A 14,413-nucleotide genomic window follows, 5' to 3' on the forward strand; every position below is an offset into this window, starting at 1 on the left:
CGGGTAAGCGTCAGCGCCACCCGACAGTTCCCTCCAAAGTTCAATTCTGGCACGCCTATTGCTTTGTTTATTCAGGTAAACGCAGTTTGGCTTAACGTGCAACTTAGTCGCACCACCGTAGATCATCGGTAGCACCGAAACGGTGCAACGGGAGATATTTGCCTCTGAATGGTGCGGCGCGCTTCGCAAAAATAAACAATAACGCAGCAAAATCTTTACATTAAGCCAGACTAAATGTTAACAAGCTTGCATAACACTGCACTCGCATTGCGCGAGATATAACAACATCACAATGGGTATCAAAGCGTCACTGGCGCTGATAAAAAAGGAGTTGGGTATGCAATTACGTAAACTGGCCACAGCAATGCTGGTTATGGGAATGTCTGCAGGCGTGGTTCACGCTGAAGATGCTCCGGCAGCAGGCAGCACTCTCGACAAGATTGCCAAAAACGGCGTCATCGTGGTCGGCCACCGTGAATCTTCAGTCCCGTTCTCTTACTACGACAACACGCAAAAAGTCGTGGGCTATTCACAGGATTACTCCAACGCCATCGTTGAAGCTGTGAAGAAAAAGCTGAACAAACCTGACCTGCAGGTGAAGCTGATCCCAATCACTTCACAGAACCGTATTCCACTGCTGCAAAACGGCACCTTTGATTTCGAGTGTGGCTCCACCACCAATAACCTCGAGCGTCAGAAACAGGCTGCCTTCTCGGACACTATCTTTGTTGTGGGCACCCGCCTGCTGACCAAGAAAGGCGGTGAGATCAAAGACTTCGCTGACCTGAAAGGCAAAGCGGTCGTTGTCACCTCCGGTACCACCTCAGAAGTGCTGCTGCACAAGCTGAACGACGAGAAGAAAATGGATATGCGCATCATCAGCGCGAAAGACCATGGCGACTCCTTCCGTACTCTGGAAAGCGGTCGTGCCGTCGCGTTTATGATGGATGACGCCCTGCTGGCGGGCGAGCGTGCGAAAGCGAAAAAACCGGACAACTGGGATATCGTCGGTACCGCGCAGTCGAAAGAAGCCTACGGCTGTATGCTGCGTAAAGACGATCCGCAGTTCAAAAAGCTGATCGATGACACCATCGCTCAGGTGCAGACCTCCGGCGAAGCGGAAAAATGGTTCGACAAGTGGTTCAAGAACCCGATTCCACCAAAAAATCTCAACATGAACTTTGAACTGTCTGAAGACATGAAAGCGCTGTTCAAATCTCCAAATGACAAAGCTCTTAACTAATTAGAACAACAGGGGCGGGATCTCCTGCCCTCTCGATTGTCGGGAAGCATGGACAGACTATACGTTGAGTGGTCGTTCCCCACTCAGCGCGAAAAATGAGCTTCTCACCAATCTTCGAGGGTAGCGCTGCTACCCTTTTTTTTCTGGAGTTTATTATGTCAATAGACTGGAACTGGGGCATATTCCTGCAACAAGCCCCGTTCGGCAACACCACCTATCTTGGCTGGCTGTGGAGCGGCTTTCAGGTTACCGTGGCATTATCGATAACGGCGTGGATTATCGCGTTTCTTGTCGGTTCTCTGTTCGGTATTCTGCGCACCGTCCCTAACCGTTTTCTTTCAACACTTGGCACCCTGTATGTGGAACTGTTCCGTAACGTTCCGCTGATCGTGCAATTCTTTACCTGGTATCTGGTTATCCCGGAACTGCTGCCGGAAAATATTGGCATGTGGTTCAAGTCGGAACTGGATCCGAATGTACAGTTCTTTGTCTCCTCCATGATGTGTCTGGGGCTGTTTACCGCTGCGCGCGTTTGCGAGCAGGTGCGTGCCGCCATTCAGTCATTACCCCGTGGACAAAAAAATGCGGGCCTGGCAATGGGCTTGACCCTGCCGCAAACCTACCGCTATGTGCTGCTGCCTAACGCCTACCGCGTTATCGTTCCACCGATGACCTCTGAGATGATGAACCTGGTGAAAAACTCGGCCATCGCCTCGACTATCGGCCTGGTCGATATGGCCGCTCAGGCGGGCAAACTGCTGGATTACTCCGCGCACGCGTGGGAATCCTTCACCGCGATCACGCTCGCGTATGTTCTGATTAACGCTTTCATCATGCTGGTGATGAACCTGGTTGAACGCAAAATCCGCCTGCCGGGTAATCTGGGGGGCAAATAATGTACGAATTTGACTGGAGTTCTATCGTTCCATCCATGCCATACATGCTTGATGGCCTGGTGATTACCTTAAAAATCACCGTTATTGCCATCATCATTGGTATCGTCTGGGGTACCCTGCTGGCCGTCATGCGCCTGTCGAGCTTTAAGCCTTTCGCCTGGTTTGCGACCGCCTACGTTAACGTGTTCCGCTCCATCCCGCTGGTAATGGTGCTGCTGTGGTTTTACCTGATTGTGCCCGGCTTCCTGCAAAACGTGCTGGGCCTGTCGCCGAAAACCGATATCCGCCTGATCTCCGCGATGGTGGCGTTCTCCATGTTTGAGGCCGCTTACTACTCGGAAATTATCCGTGCGGGCATTCAAAGCATCTCCCGCGGGCAATCCAGCGCCGCACTGGCACTGGGGATGACGCACTGGCAGTCCATGCAGCTCATTATTCTGCCGCAGGCGTTTCGCGCCATGGTTCCGCTCCTGCTGACCCAGGGTATCGTGCTGTTCCAGGATACCTCCCTGGTCTACGTTCTGAGTCTGGCAGACTTCTTCCGTACCGCGTCAACCATCGGTGAACGTGATGGTACGCAGGTCGAGATGGTGCTCTTCGCGGGTGCGGTCTATTTTGTGATTAGTTTAAGCGCGTCGCTGTTGGTCAGCTGGCTGAAGAAAAGGACGGTATAATGATTTCCCTGAAAAATGTTTCTAAATGGTATGGGCACTTTCAGGTGCTGACCGACTGCTCCACCGAAGTGAAAAAAGGCGACGTGGTGGTAGTGTGCGGGCCGTCCGGTTCCGGTAAATCGACGCTGATCAAAACCGTCAACGGACTGGAGCCGGTCCAGCAGGGTGAGATCGTTGTCAACGGCACCAAAGTCAACGACAAGAAAACCAATCTTGCCCAGCTTCGCTCTCACGTTGGCATGGTGTTCCAGCATTTTGAGCTGTTCCCTCACCTCTCCATTATTGAGAACCTGACCCTGGCGCAGGTGAAAGTGCTTAAGCGTGATAAAAAAGCTGCGCGCGAGAAAGGTCTGAAGCTGCTGGAACGCGTTGGGCTCTCTGCACATGCCGATAAGTTCCCGGCGCAGCTTTCTGGCGGCCAGCAGCAGCGCGTGGCGATTGCCCGTGCGCTGTGCATGGATCCCGTTGCAATGCTGTTTGATGAGCCAACGTCGGCGCTCGATCCTGAGATGATCAACGAGGTACTGGACGTCATGGTCGAGCTGGCGCACGAAGGGATGACCATGATGGTGGTGACCCACGAGATGGGCTTCGCCCGTAAAGTGGCCAACCGCGTGATCTTTATGGACGAAGGGAAGATCGTGGAGGACTCGCCGAAAGAAGAGTTCTTCGCTAACCCGAAATCCGAGCGCGCAAAAGATTTCCTGGCCAAAATCCTGCACTAATCTTCTCAGTGCGCAATCTTCGGATTGCGCACTGCTTCACGCTTTAGATTTCTTCCTCTATTCGGCGTCACATTGCAGCGTTAACCTTGTCACAAAATAACGCTATGAATGGAGAACGCTATGGCACAACCGATCATTCTCGATTGCGATCCGGGTCATGATGACGCGATTGCACTCGTCCTTGCACTTGCCTCCCCTGAACTCGACGTCAAAGCCGTTACCTCTTCTGCCGGAAACCAGACGCCGGATAAAACCCTGCGTAACGTTTTACGCATGCTGACGCTGCTCAACCGCCCCGATATTCCCGTCGCTGGCGGAGCGGTCAAGCCCCTGATGCGCGAGTTAATTATCGCGGATAACGTGCACGGTGAAAGTGGGCTGGACGGTCCCGCGCTGCCGGAGCCAGGTTTCGCACCGCAAAACTGCACCGCAGTTGAGCTGATGGCAAAAGTGCTGCGAGAAAGCGCTGAGCCCGTCACGCTGGTGGCGACCGGCCCGCAGACTAACGTCGCGTTGCTGCTTAATAGTCATCCCGAGTTGCACAGCAAAATCGCCCGTATCGTCATCATGGGCGGCGCGATGGGGCTGGGAAACTGGACGCCGGCTGCCGAGTTCAACGTTTTTGTCGACCCGGAAGCCGCCGAGATCGTCTTCCAGTCCGGCTTGCCGATTGTGATGGCGGGGCTGGATGTTACTCATCGCGCGCAGATTATGGCTGACGATATTGAGCGCTTCCGTGCCGTAGGTAATCCGGTCGCGACAACCGTGGCTGAGCTGCTCGATTTCTTTATGGAGTATCACAAAGTCGAGAAATGGGGATTCCACGGCGCGCCGCTGCACGACCCGTGCACAATTGCCTGGCTGTTAAAACCTGAGATGTTTACCACGGTGGACAGATGGGTTGGCGTTGAGACGCAGGGAAAATACACCCAGGGCATGACGGTGGTGGATTATTACTCGCTGACGGGGAATAAACCAAATACTACGGTGATGGTGAACATCGACCGGGAGGCGTTTGTGGATTTGCTGGCGGAGAGACTGGCTTACTATAGTGCGGCCTGATGCCCTCACCCCAACCCTCTCCCACGGGGAGAGGGTGCAAACACTAAAAACGGCAACGGGGTTGCCGTTTTGCTTTTACTTTGTGCGGCCTGATGCCCTCACCCCAGCCCTCTCCCAAAGGGAGAGGGAGCAAACAGTTTTGCTTTTACCTAGGGCTCAAACGGCCGGCGCTGGAACTGGTCGTGCCCGCACTTCGGACACAGCGGCAGTACATCCGGCGTATAGACCGCAATATGGTGATGGCACTTCTCACACACCAGGTTGCCCAGTCCCACCACTTCGCCGCTCTGGTAGACGCCGTGGTGGTTCAAATCCTGGAATACCTCGCGCCACTCCAGCTGCGTTTTGTCGGTGATATCCGCCAGCTCCTGCCACAGGCTCTCTTTGATCACCCGCATAAACACGCTGTCAGCGACCTCGTCCTGACTCTCTTCGTAACTGCGCGCAAACTCTTCCAGGTCACGGCGCACGGCGCGGGTTACCTCTTCCACTTCGGTTCGCGTTAACTCACCCGTTTGCGTCACGCGGGCACGTGCCTGCTCAACCAGCGCGTCAATATCGCGCTCGCCGTTACGCAGCCGTTCCGTCAGTGTCGCCACCAGTTCGCGGTAAAATTGAGCAACCTTGTTCATCATTTTGCCTCCCGGGTAAGTAACTATTTCTAATAATAGACCTTATTTCATCACCGCTTTGTCAGGTGAAGCACAGACCCGGTAAATTCCTGCAAAGCGCATTTGTGCGAAAGGCTGTTTTGACGCGGGCGTTTGGGCTATGCTATGCGGATCTGAATTACCACATCCATTGGCTACATTTGTAGCTGTATTGAAAACAGGACCACTGGCTGCCATGCAAGAGCAATACCGCCCGGAAGAGATAGAATCAAAAGTCCAGCAACACTGGGACGAGAAGCGCACCTTTGAAGTAACCGAAGACGAGAGCAAAGAGAAGTATTACTGCCTGTCGATGCTTCCCTATCCTTCTGGTCGACTACACATGGGCCATGTGCGTAACTACACCATCGGTGATGTGATTGCGCGCTACCAGCGTATGCTGGGCAAAAACGTCCTGCAGCCTATCGGCTGGGATGCGTTCGGTCTGCCTGCGGAAGGCGCAGCGGTAAAAAACAATACGGCTCCGGCACCGTGGACGTACGACAACATCGCGTATATGAAAAACCAGCTCAAAATGCTGGGCTTTGGCTATGACTGGAGCCGCGAGCTGGCAACCTGTACCCCGGAATACTATCGCTGGGAACAGAAATTCTTCACCGAGCTGTATAAAAAAGGCCTGGTGTACAAAAAGACCTCTGCCGTTAACTGGTGTCCGAATGACCAGACCGTTCTCGCAAACGAACAGGTTATCGACGGCTGCTGCTGGCGCTGCGACACCAAAGTTGAGCGTAAAGAGATCCCGCAGTGGTTTATTAAAATCACCGCTTACGCTGATGAGCTCCTGAACGATCTGGATAACCTGGACCACTGGCCAGATACCGTTAAGACCATGCAGCGCAACTGGATCGGCCGTTCTGAAGGCGTGGAGATCACCTTCAACGTTGAGAACTACGACCAGACCCTGACCGTCTACACCACCCGTCCGGACACCTTCATGGGCGCGACCTACCTGGCCGTGGCCGCAGGTCACCCGCTGACGCAGAAAGCGGCAGAAAACAATCCAGAACTGGCCACCTTCATCGACGAGTGCCGCAACACCAAAGTGGCCGAAGCCGACATGGCGACGATGGAGAAAAAAGGCGTTGATACCGGCTTTAAAGCCATTCACCCATTGACTGGCGAAGCCATCCCTGTCTGGGCCGCCAACTTCGTACTGATGGAATACGGCACGGGCGCCGTAATGGCCGTTCCGGGTCACGACCAGCGCGACTACGAATTTGCCACCAAATACGGTCTGACCATCAAACCGGTTATTCTGGCCGCCGACGGTTCAGAACCAGACCTGTCCGAACAGGCGCTGACCGAAAAAGGCACCCTGTTCAACTCCGGGGAGTTCAGCGGTCTGAGCTTCGAAGAAGGCTTCAACGCCATCGCCGATAAGCTGGCCTCCCTTGGCGTGGGCGAGCGTAAAGTTAACTTCCGTCTGCGCGACTGGGGCGTTTCCCGTCAGCGTTACTGGGGTGCGCCAATCCCAATGGTGACGCTGGAAGATGGCACCGTGATGCCAACGCCGGAAGATCAGCTGCCGGTGATCCTGCCGGAAGACGTGGTCATGGACGGCATCACCAGCCCGATCAAAGCCGATCCTGAGTGGGCCAAAACCACCGTCAACGGCCAGCCTGCGCTGCGTGAAACCGACACCTTTGACACCTTTATGGAGTCATCCTGGTACTATGCGCGTTATACCTGCCCGCAGTATCAGGACGGTATGCTGGACTCCGATGCGGCAAACTACTGGCTGCCGGTAGATATCTATATCGGTGGTATCGAACATGCCATCATGCACCTGCTCTACTTCCGCTTCTTCCATAAGCTGATGCGCGATGCCGGCATGGTGAACTCTGACGAACCGGCTAAACAGCTGCTGTGCCAGGGCATGGTGCTGGCAGATGCCTTCTACTACGTCGGTGCAAACGGCGAGCGTAACTGGGTTTCTCCGGTTGATGCTATCGTTGAGCGTGACGAGAAAGGCCGTATCGTGAAGGCCAAAGACGCCGCAGGTCATGAGCTGGTCTATACCGGCATGAGCAAGATGTCCAAGTCTAAAAACAACGGCATCGACCCGCAGGTAATGGTTGAGCGCTACGGCGCGGATACCGTGCGTCTGTTCATGATGTTTGCTTCTCCGGCAGACATGACTCTGGAATGGCAGGAGTCTGGCGTTGAAGGCGCGAACCGCTTCCTGAAACGCGTCTGGAAACTGGTTTACGAACATACCGCTCTGGGCGATGCCCCGGCACTGAACGCCGCCGCGCTGACTGAAGATCAGCAGGCGCTGCGTCGTGATGTTCATAAAACGATTGCGAAAGTGACTGACGATATTGGTCGTCGTCAGACCTTCAATACCGCAATTGCGGCTATTATGGAACTGATGAACAAGCTGGCGAAAGCCCCGCAGGACGGTGAGCAGGAGCGCGCCTTAATGCGTGAAGCGCTGCTGGCGGTTGTTCGCATGCTGAACCCGTTCACTCCGCACGTCAGCTTCACCCTGTGGCAGGAGCTGAAAGGCGAAGGCGATATCGACAACGCGCCGTGGCCACAGGCTGACGAAGCAGCGATGGTGGAAAACACAACGCTGGTCGTGGTCCAGGTAAACGGCAAAGTCCGCGGTAAAATTACCGTGGCGGTCGATGCAACCGAAGAACAGGTTCGCGAGCGCGCGGGCCAGGAAACTCTGGTCGCAAAATATCTTGAGGGCGTTACCGTGCGTAAAGTGATCTACGTACCGGGTAAACTGCTGAATCTGGTCGTTGGCTAAGCGCGGGAGGAAACGTGCGACAACTGGCAACAATACTCTTATCTCTGGCGGTGCTTGTCACCGCTGGCTGTGGCTGGCACCTGCGCAATACTACGGCGGTGCCTGCTCAGATGAAAACAATGATCTTTGACTCTTCGGATCCGAATGGTCCACTCAGCCGGGCAATCCGTAATCAGCTGCGTCTGAACGGCGTTGAGTTGATTGAGAAAGACACGCTGCGCCAGGATGTTCCGTCTCTGCGTGTTCTGGGGATGACGCTCGGCAAGGATACGGCCTCTATCTTCCAGGATGGCCGCACCGCTGAGTATCAAATGGTCATGACGGTTAATGCAGCCGTGCTGATCCCGGGTAAAGACATTTATCCAATCAGTACAAAAGTGTACCGTTCGTTCTTTGATAACCCGCAGACGGCGCTGGCAAAAGATGCCGAACAGCAGATTATCATCAACGAAATGTACGACAAGGCGGCGGAACAGCTGATCCGTAAACTGCCGACCGTTGCAGCGTCTAAGAAAGAAGGCTCTGACATCATCGAAAAACCGGACGCTAACGCAGCTCCTGTTTCTACCTCCATGGGTAACTGATGATCAGGCTGTATCCTGAACAACTCCGCGCGCAGCTCAATGAAGGGCTGCGCGCGGCGTATCTGCTTCTTGGGAACGATCCGTTATTACTTCAGGAAAGCCTGGATGCCGTGCGACATGCGGCAGCCGCGCAGGGCTTTGATGAACACCACACCGTCCAGCTCGATAACAATACCGACTGGAACGCCCTCTTCTCACTGTGTCAGGCGATGAGCCTTTTTGCCTCGCGCCAGACGATTCAAATCCTGCTGCCGGATAATGGTCCTAACGCGGCCATTAATGAACAGCTCGCCACGCTGGTCAGCCTGTTACACAGCGATCTGCTCCTCATTGTGCGTGGCAACAAGCTGACCAAAGCCCAGGAAAACGCAGCGTGGTTTACCCAGCTCGCCACCCACGCGGTGCTGGTCACCTGTCAGACGCCTGAGCAGGCGCATCTGCCGAAGTGGGTGGCTGCGAGAGCGAAGCAGAACAACCTTCAGCTGGATGATGCGGCAAATCAACTGCTCTGTTACTGCTATGAAGGTAACCTGTTGGCCCTGGCGCAGGCGCTGGACAGACTTTCTCTGCTGTGGCCGGACGGCAAGTTGACCTTACCGCGCGTTGAGCAGGCCGTTAACGACGCGGCGCACTTCACGCCGTTCCACTGGGTGGATGCGCTGCTGTCGGCGAAAAGCAAACGCGCCCTGCATATTCTGCAGCAGCTGCGTCTGGAAGGGAGCGAACCCGTCATTCTGCTGCGTACGCTGCAGCGCGAACTGTTGCTGCTGGTTACGCTCAAGCGACAATCTGCACATACGCCATTGCGCTCGCTGTTTGATAAACATCGGGTGTGGCAAAATCGCAGGGCTTTGACCACCGAGGCCGTTAACCGCCTGAGTCATGAACAGCTTCGTCAGGCTGTACAGCTTCTGATGCGCGCTGAGCTCACGTTAAAACAAGATTATGGTCAGTCGGTCTGGGCAGAGCTGGAAAGCCTTTCTCTGCTGCTTTGCCATAAGGCGCTGGCAGACGTTTTTATTGATGGATAGTATGCATTCCTTACAGGCCTTGTATGGCGGCACCTTCGACCCGGTACATTACGGGCATCTGAAGCCGGTTGAAATTCTGGCGAATCTGATCGGCCTTCAGCGCGTCATCATTATGCCCAATAATGTCCCGCCCCATCGTCCGCAGCCCGAGGCAACCAGCGAGCAGCGAAAAGAGATGCTCGCCCTTGCCATCGCAGATAAACCGCTCTTCACACTTGATGAGCGTGAGTTGCGTCGCAACACGCCCTCCTGGACGTCTCAGACGCTTCAGGAGTGGCGAGCCGAACAAGGGCCAGACCAGCCGCTGGCCTTTATCATCGGCCAGGATTCCCTGCTGAATTTCCCCACATGGCATCAGTATGAAACCATTCTGGAGAACAGCCACCTGCTCGTCTGCCGCCGTCCGGGCTATCCGCTGACCATGCGCGAAGCACAGTACCAGCAGTGGCTGGAAGACCATCTCACGGATAACGTTGAGGATCTTCACAATCAGCCTGCCGGGAAGATTTATCTGGCGGAAACACCGTGGTTCGATATCTCTGCAACACTCATTCGCGAGCGTTTACAGCAAGGTTTAGCGTGTGACGATATGCTACCGGCAGCGGTGCTTGAGTATATCCATACGCACGGTTTGTATCAGAAAAGCGCAGATGAATAGCCGGAGGGCATAAAAAGTGGCTTATTGTTTATCCTGCCTTGACAGGTTAAGCCATACTGTTATCCTCCGCTGCCAGACTTTCCCGCCGATCATTGCTTTACAGAAATTGTTTTACAAAAATGGCGATGCAATCTCAGGCGGAGGGTGGGATGATACCCGCCTTCAAAAGCCTGGCCGGAGACAGTTGTCCCGATACAGGCGTGAGTTCAGGTATACTGCCTGGCTACGAATTCAACGTTTTATAATCTCATTCACCCCAGGGGGAAAACTTGCAGGGTAAAGCACTCCAGGATTTTGTTATTGACAAAATTGATGACCTGAAAGGTCAGGACATCATCGCTATCGACGTTAAGGGTAAATCCAGTATTACCGACTGCATGATCATCTGCACCGGTACTTCTACGCGTCATGTGGTTTCGATTGCCGATCACGTGGTTCAGGAATCGCGTGCAGCAGGGCTGTTACCGCTGGGTGTTGAAGGTGAAGCGACGGCTGACTGGGTAGTTGTCGACCTCGGCGATGTCATTGTCCATGTCATGCAGGACGAGAGCCGTCGCCTGTATGAGCTGGAAAAACTCTGGGGTTAATGCGTGAAGTTGCAGCTGGTCGCCGTCGGCACCAAAATGCCAGACTGGGTACAAACCGGTTTTACTGAATATCTGCGTCGTTTTCCAAAAGACATGCCGTTCGAACTGGTGGAAATTCCCGCCGGAAAGCGCGGCAAGAACGCTGATATCAAACGTATTCTCGATAAAGAGGGTGAACTGATGCTGGCTGCCGCAGGCAAAAACCGCATCGTTACCCTCGATATTCCAGGGAAGCCCTGGGATACGCCGCAGCTGGCGCACGAACTGGAGCGCTGGAAGCAGGATGGCCGTGACGTCAGTCTGTTGATTGGCGGGCCTGAAGGGTTATCCCCTGCCTGCAAGGCGGCAGCCGAACAAAGTTGGTCTCTCTCCGCGCTGACGCTTCCCCACCCGCTCGTTCGGGTACTGGTAGCAGAAAGCCTGTATCGCGCGTGGAGCATTACTACCAACCACCCCTATCACCGCGAGTAATGACTGACCAGGGTAGATTAAGCAGCGGATGAAACTACAGAATTCTTTTCGCGACTATACGGCTGAGTCCGCGCTGTTTGTGCGCCGGGCGCTGGTCGCCTTTACGGGGATTTTGCTGCTTACCGGCGTGCTGATCGCCAACCTTTATAATCTGCAAATTGTCCGCTTTACCGACTACCAGACGCGTTCAAACGAAAACCGCATTAAGCTGGTGCCCATCGCACCCAGCCGCGGCATTATTTACGATCGTAACGGCACTCCGCTTGCGTTAAACCGCACCATCTATCAAATCGAGATGATGCCGGAAAAAGTCGATAACGTTCAGGATACGCTGGAAGCGCTGAAGAGCGTTGTCGATCTTAACGATGACGATATCGCCGCCTTCAAAAAAGAGCGCGCTCGCTCTCACCGCTTCACCTCCATTCCGGTAAAAACCAATCTGACGGAAGTTCAGGTGGCCCGCTTTGCGGTGAATCAGTACCGTTTCCCCGGCGTGGAAGTGAAGGGTTACAAGCGTCGCTACTATCCTTATGGCTCCGCGCTGACGCATGTGATTGGCTACGTTTCCAAGATTAACGACAAAGACGTCGACCGCCTCGATAAAGACGGCAAGCTGGCCAACTACGCGGCAACGCACGATATCGGTAAGCTGGGAATTGAACGCTACTACGAAGAAGTACTGCACGGGCAAACCGGCTATGAAGAGGTTGAGGTTAACAACCGTGGCCGCGTTATTCGCCAGCTGAAAGAAGTGCCGCCTCAGGCGGGGCACGACGTCTATCTGACGCTCGATCTTAAACTGCAGCAGTATATTGAAACCTTACTGGCGGGCAGCCGTGCAGCCGTGGTGGTAACCGATCCGCGTACCGGTGGCATCCTGGCGATGGTGTCAATGCCAAGCTATGACCCGAATCTCTTTGTTGACGGCATCTCCAGTAAAGACTATTCCGGCCTGCTTAATGACCCCAATACGCCGCTGGTAAACCGCGCGACGCAAGGGGTTTATCCACCGGCATCCACGGTTAAACCGTACGTGGCGGTCTCGGCACTGAGTGCCGGCGTCATCAACCGTAATACCAGCCTGTTTGACCCGGGCTGGTGGCAGCTGCCAGGTTCAGATAAGCGCTATCGTGACTGGAAAAAATGGGGCCACGGCCATCTGAACGTCACCAAATCGCTGGAGGAGTCTGCGGATACCTTCTTCTATCAGGTGGCTTATGACATGGGGATCGACCGCCTGTCAGAGTGGATGAGTAAATTCGGCTACGGACATTACACCGGCATTGACCTTTCAGAAGAGCGTTCTGGCAACATGCCTACGCGTGAATGGAAGCTGAAGCGCTTTAAAAAACCGTGGTATCAGGGTGACACCATTCCGGTGGGTATCGGCCAGGGTTACTGGACGGCAACGCCGCTTCAGATGAACAAAGCCATGATGATCCTCATCAATGACGGCGTGGTGAAAGTCCCTCATCTGCTGCAAAGTACGGTTGAAGACGGTAAAAAAGTGCCCTGGAACCAGCCGCACGAAGCGCCTGTGGGTGACATTCACTCCGGCTTCTGGGAAATCGCGAAAGACGGTATGTACGGCGTGGCAAACCGCCCGAACGGCACCGCGCATAAGTACTTTACCGGCGCACCGTACAAGGTGGCCGCGAAATCCGGTACCGCGCAGGTGTTTGGTCTGAAAGCCAACGAAACCTATAACGCACACCGCATTGCCGAACGTCTGCGTGACCATAAGCTGATGACGGCGTTTGCCCCTTATGATAACCCGCAGGTTGCGGTGGCGATGATTCTGGAGAACGGCGGTGCCGGGCCAGCGGTAGGGACCATCATGCGCCAGATCCTTGACCACATTATGCTGGGTGATAACAACACCGAACTGCCGGCTGAAAACCCGGCCGCCGCTGCGGCGGAGGACCAATAATCATGACGGATAATCCAAATAAAAAATCGCTGTGGGATAAAATCCACATCGACCCAGCCATGCTGCTGATCCTCCTGGCTCTGCTGGTCTACAGCGCACTGGTTATCTGGAGCGCCAGTGGCCAGGATATCGGCATGATGGAGCGCAAAATCGGCCAGATCGCGATGGGTCTGATCATCATGGTGGTGATGGCGCAGATCCCGCCGCGCGTCTACGAAGGCTGGGCGCCCTATCTCTACATCTTCTGTATTATTTTGCTGGTTGCGGTAGATGCGTTTGGCGCCATTTCAAAAGGGGCGCAGCGCTGGCTGGATCTGGGTATTGTCCGCTTCCAGCCCTCGGAAATTGCCAAAATCGCCGTTCCATTGATGGTGGCTCGCTTTATCAACCGCGACGTCTGTCCGCCGTCGTTGAAAAATACCGCCATCGCGCTGGTGCTGATTTTCCTGCCGACGCTGCTGGTTGCGGCACAGCCTGACCTTGGCACCTCAATCCTTATCGCCCTCTCGGGCCTGTTTGTCCTTTTCCTGTCGGGACTGAGCTGGCGTCTGATTGGTATCGCGGTAGTGCTGATCGCGGCGTTCATCCCTATCCTCTGGTTCTTCCTGATGCATGATTACCAGCGCCAGCGCGTCATGATGCTGCTCGATCCGGAAACCGATCCGCTGGGCGCGGGCTATCATATTATTCAGTCCAAGATTGCGATTGGCTCCGGCGGCCTGCGCGGTAAAGGCTGGCTGCACGGCACACAGTCGCAGCTGGAATTTTTACCGGAACGCCACACCGACTTTATCTTCGCCGTACTGGCGGAAGAGCTGGGGCTGGTTGGCATATTAATATTGCTGGCGCTGTACGTCCTGCTGATCATGCGGGGATTGTGGATTGCAGCACGCGCGCAAACCACCTTTGGTCGCGTCATGGCTGGCGGGTTGATGCTGATTTTATTCGTTTATGTCTTCGTAAATATTGGTATGGTGAGTGGTATTCTGCCGGTGGTAGGCGTACCGCTGCCGCTGGTGAGTTACGGAGGCTCGGCACTGATCGTGTTGATGGCCGGGTTTGGTATCGTGATGTCGATCCATACCCACAGAAAAATGTTGTCAAAAAGCGTATAAAAATAAGG

14 protein-coding genes are annotated in these 14,413 nt (G+C 54.6%); 13 read left to right on the plus strand and 1 reads right to left on the minus strand.

What is annotated here, in order from left to right; translation table 11 throughout:
- Positions 1-337: 337 nt before the first annotated feature.
- From ABR39_RS11890 to rihA, 5 genes are all read left to right on the plus strand, one after another.
- The gene (locus tag ABR39_RS11890) at positions 338-1,243 is read left to right on the plus strand and encodes an amino acid ABC transporter substrate-binding protein (protein WP_023334902.1); all 906 of its coding nucleotides are present in this window, start codon (positions 338-340) and stop codon (positions 1,241-1,243) included.
- Positions 1,244-1,398: 155 nt separating this feature from the next.
- Positions 1,399-2,139 carry an amino acid ABC transporter permease gene (locus tag ABR39_RS11895; RefSeq protein ID WP_023310756.1) on the plus strand — a complete coding sequence of 247 codons (741 nt, stop codon included), beginning with the start codon at positions 1,399-1,401 and terminating at the stop codon, positions 2,137-2,139.
- Entirely contained in the window at positions 2,139-2,813 is a 675-nt protein-coding gene (gene gltK, locus ABR39_RS11900; protein WP_047347096.1) for a glutamate/aspartate ABC transporter permease GltK, read from the plus strand. The genes ABR39_RS11895 and gltK overlap by 1 nt, the downstream gene beginning before the upstream one ends.
- Positions 2,813-3,538 carry an amino acid ABC transporter ATP-binding protein gene (locus ABR39_RS11905; protein ID WP_047347097.1) on the plus strand — a complete coding sequence of 242 codons (726 nt, stop codon included), beginning with the start codon at positions 2,813-2,815 and terminating at the stop codon, positions 3,536-3,538. The genes gltK and ABR39_RS11905 overlap by 1 nt, the downstream gene beginning before the upstream one ends.
- A 120-nt stretch (positions 3,539-3,658) precedes the next feature.
- Positions 3,659-4,600, plus strand: coding sequence for a pyrimidine-specific ribonucleoside hydrolase RihA (gene rihA / locus ABR39_RS11910; protein WP_047347098.1), 942 nt, complete (start codon positions 3,659-3,661; stop codon positions 4,598-4,600).
- Between the two features lie 149 nt (positions 4,601-4,749).
- On the opposite strand, the gene ABR39_RS11915 is transcribed toward rihA, so the two are convergent.
- On the minus strand, positions 4,750-5,232 hold the full coding sequence (locus ABR39_RS11915; protein ID WP_047347386.1) for a zinc ribbon-containing protein: 483 nt from the start codon (positions 5,230-5,232) through the stop codon (positions 4,750-4,752).
- A gap of 214 nt (positions 5,233-5,446) precedes the next feature.
- On the opposite strand from ABR39_RS11915, the gene leuS reads away from it, so the two are divergent.
- The 8 genes from leuS (at position 5,447) to mrdB (ending at position 14,405) form a co-directional block, all read left to right on the plus strand.
- Positions 5,447-8,029, plus strand: coding sequence for a leucine--tRNA ligase (gene leuS, locus ABR39_RS11920; RefSeq protein WP_048339042.1), 2,583 nt, complete (start codon positions 5,447-5,449; stop codon positions 8,027-8,029).
- A gap of 14 nt (positions 8,030-8,043) precedes the next feature.
- Entirely contained in the window at positions 8,044-8,613 is a 570-nt protein-coding gene (gene lptE / locus ABR39_RS11925) for an LPS assembly lipoprotein LptE (RefSeq protein WP_047347100.1), read from the plus strand.
- Entirely contained in the window at positions 8,613-9,644 is a 1,032-nt protein-coding gene (gene holA / locus ABR39_RS11930; protein WP_047347101.1) for a DNA polymerase III subunit delta, read from the plus strand. The genes lptE and holA overlap by 1 nt, the downstream gene beginning before the upstream one ends.
- Positions 9,637-10,302, plus strand: a complete 666-nt coding sequence (nadD, locus tag ABR39_RS11935; protein WP_047347102.1) for a nicotinate-nucleotide adenylyltransferase — start codon at positions 9,637-9,639, stop codon at positions 10,300-10,302. Before holA ends, nadD begins: the two co-directional genes overlap by 8 nt.
- 269 nt (positions 10,303-10,571) lie before the next feature.
- On the plus strand, positions 10,572-10,889 hold the full coding sequence (gene rsfS / locus ABR39_RS11940; protein ID WP_023334893.1) for a ribosome silencing factor: 318 nt from the start codon (positions 10,572-10,574) through the stop codon (positions 10,887-10,889).
- Positions 10,890-10,892: 3 nt separating this feature from the next.
- Positions 10,893-11,360: a 23S rRNA (pseudouridine(1915)-N(3))-methyltransferase RlmH gene (gene rlmH, locus ABR39_RS11945; RefSeq protein WP_003858701.1), complete on the plus strand. Its 468-nt coding sequence runs from the start codon at positions 10,893-10,895 to the stop codon at positions 11,358-11,360.
- A gap of 28 nt (positions 11,361-11,388) precedes the next feature.
- A complete protein-coding gene (gene mrdA / locus ABR39_RS11950) occupies positions 11,389-13,290 on the plus strand; it encodes a peptidoglycan DD-transpeptidase MrdA (protein WP_047347103.1) in 1,902 nt (633 codons plus the stop codon).
- A 2-nt stretch (positions 13,291-13,292) separates the two neighbouring features.
- Positions 13,293-14,405, plus strand: a complete 1,113-nt coding sequence (gene mrdB / locus ABR39_RS11955; protein WP_008501037.1) for a peptidoglycan glycosyltransferase MrdB — start codon at positions 13,293-13,295, stop codon at positions 14,403-14,405.
- Positions 14,406-14,413: the final 8 nt, after the last annotated feature.

Source organism: Enterobacter genomosp. O (assembly GCF_001022965.1).
Lineage (GTDB): Bacteria > Pseudomonadota > Gammaproteobacteria > Enterobacterales > Enterobacteriaceae > Enterobacter > Enterobacter cloacae_L.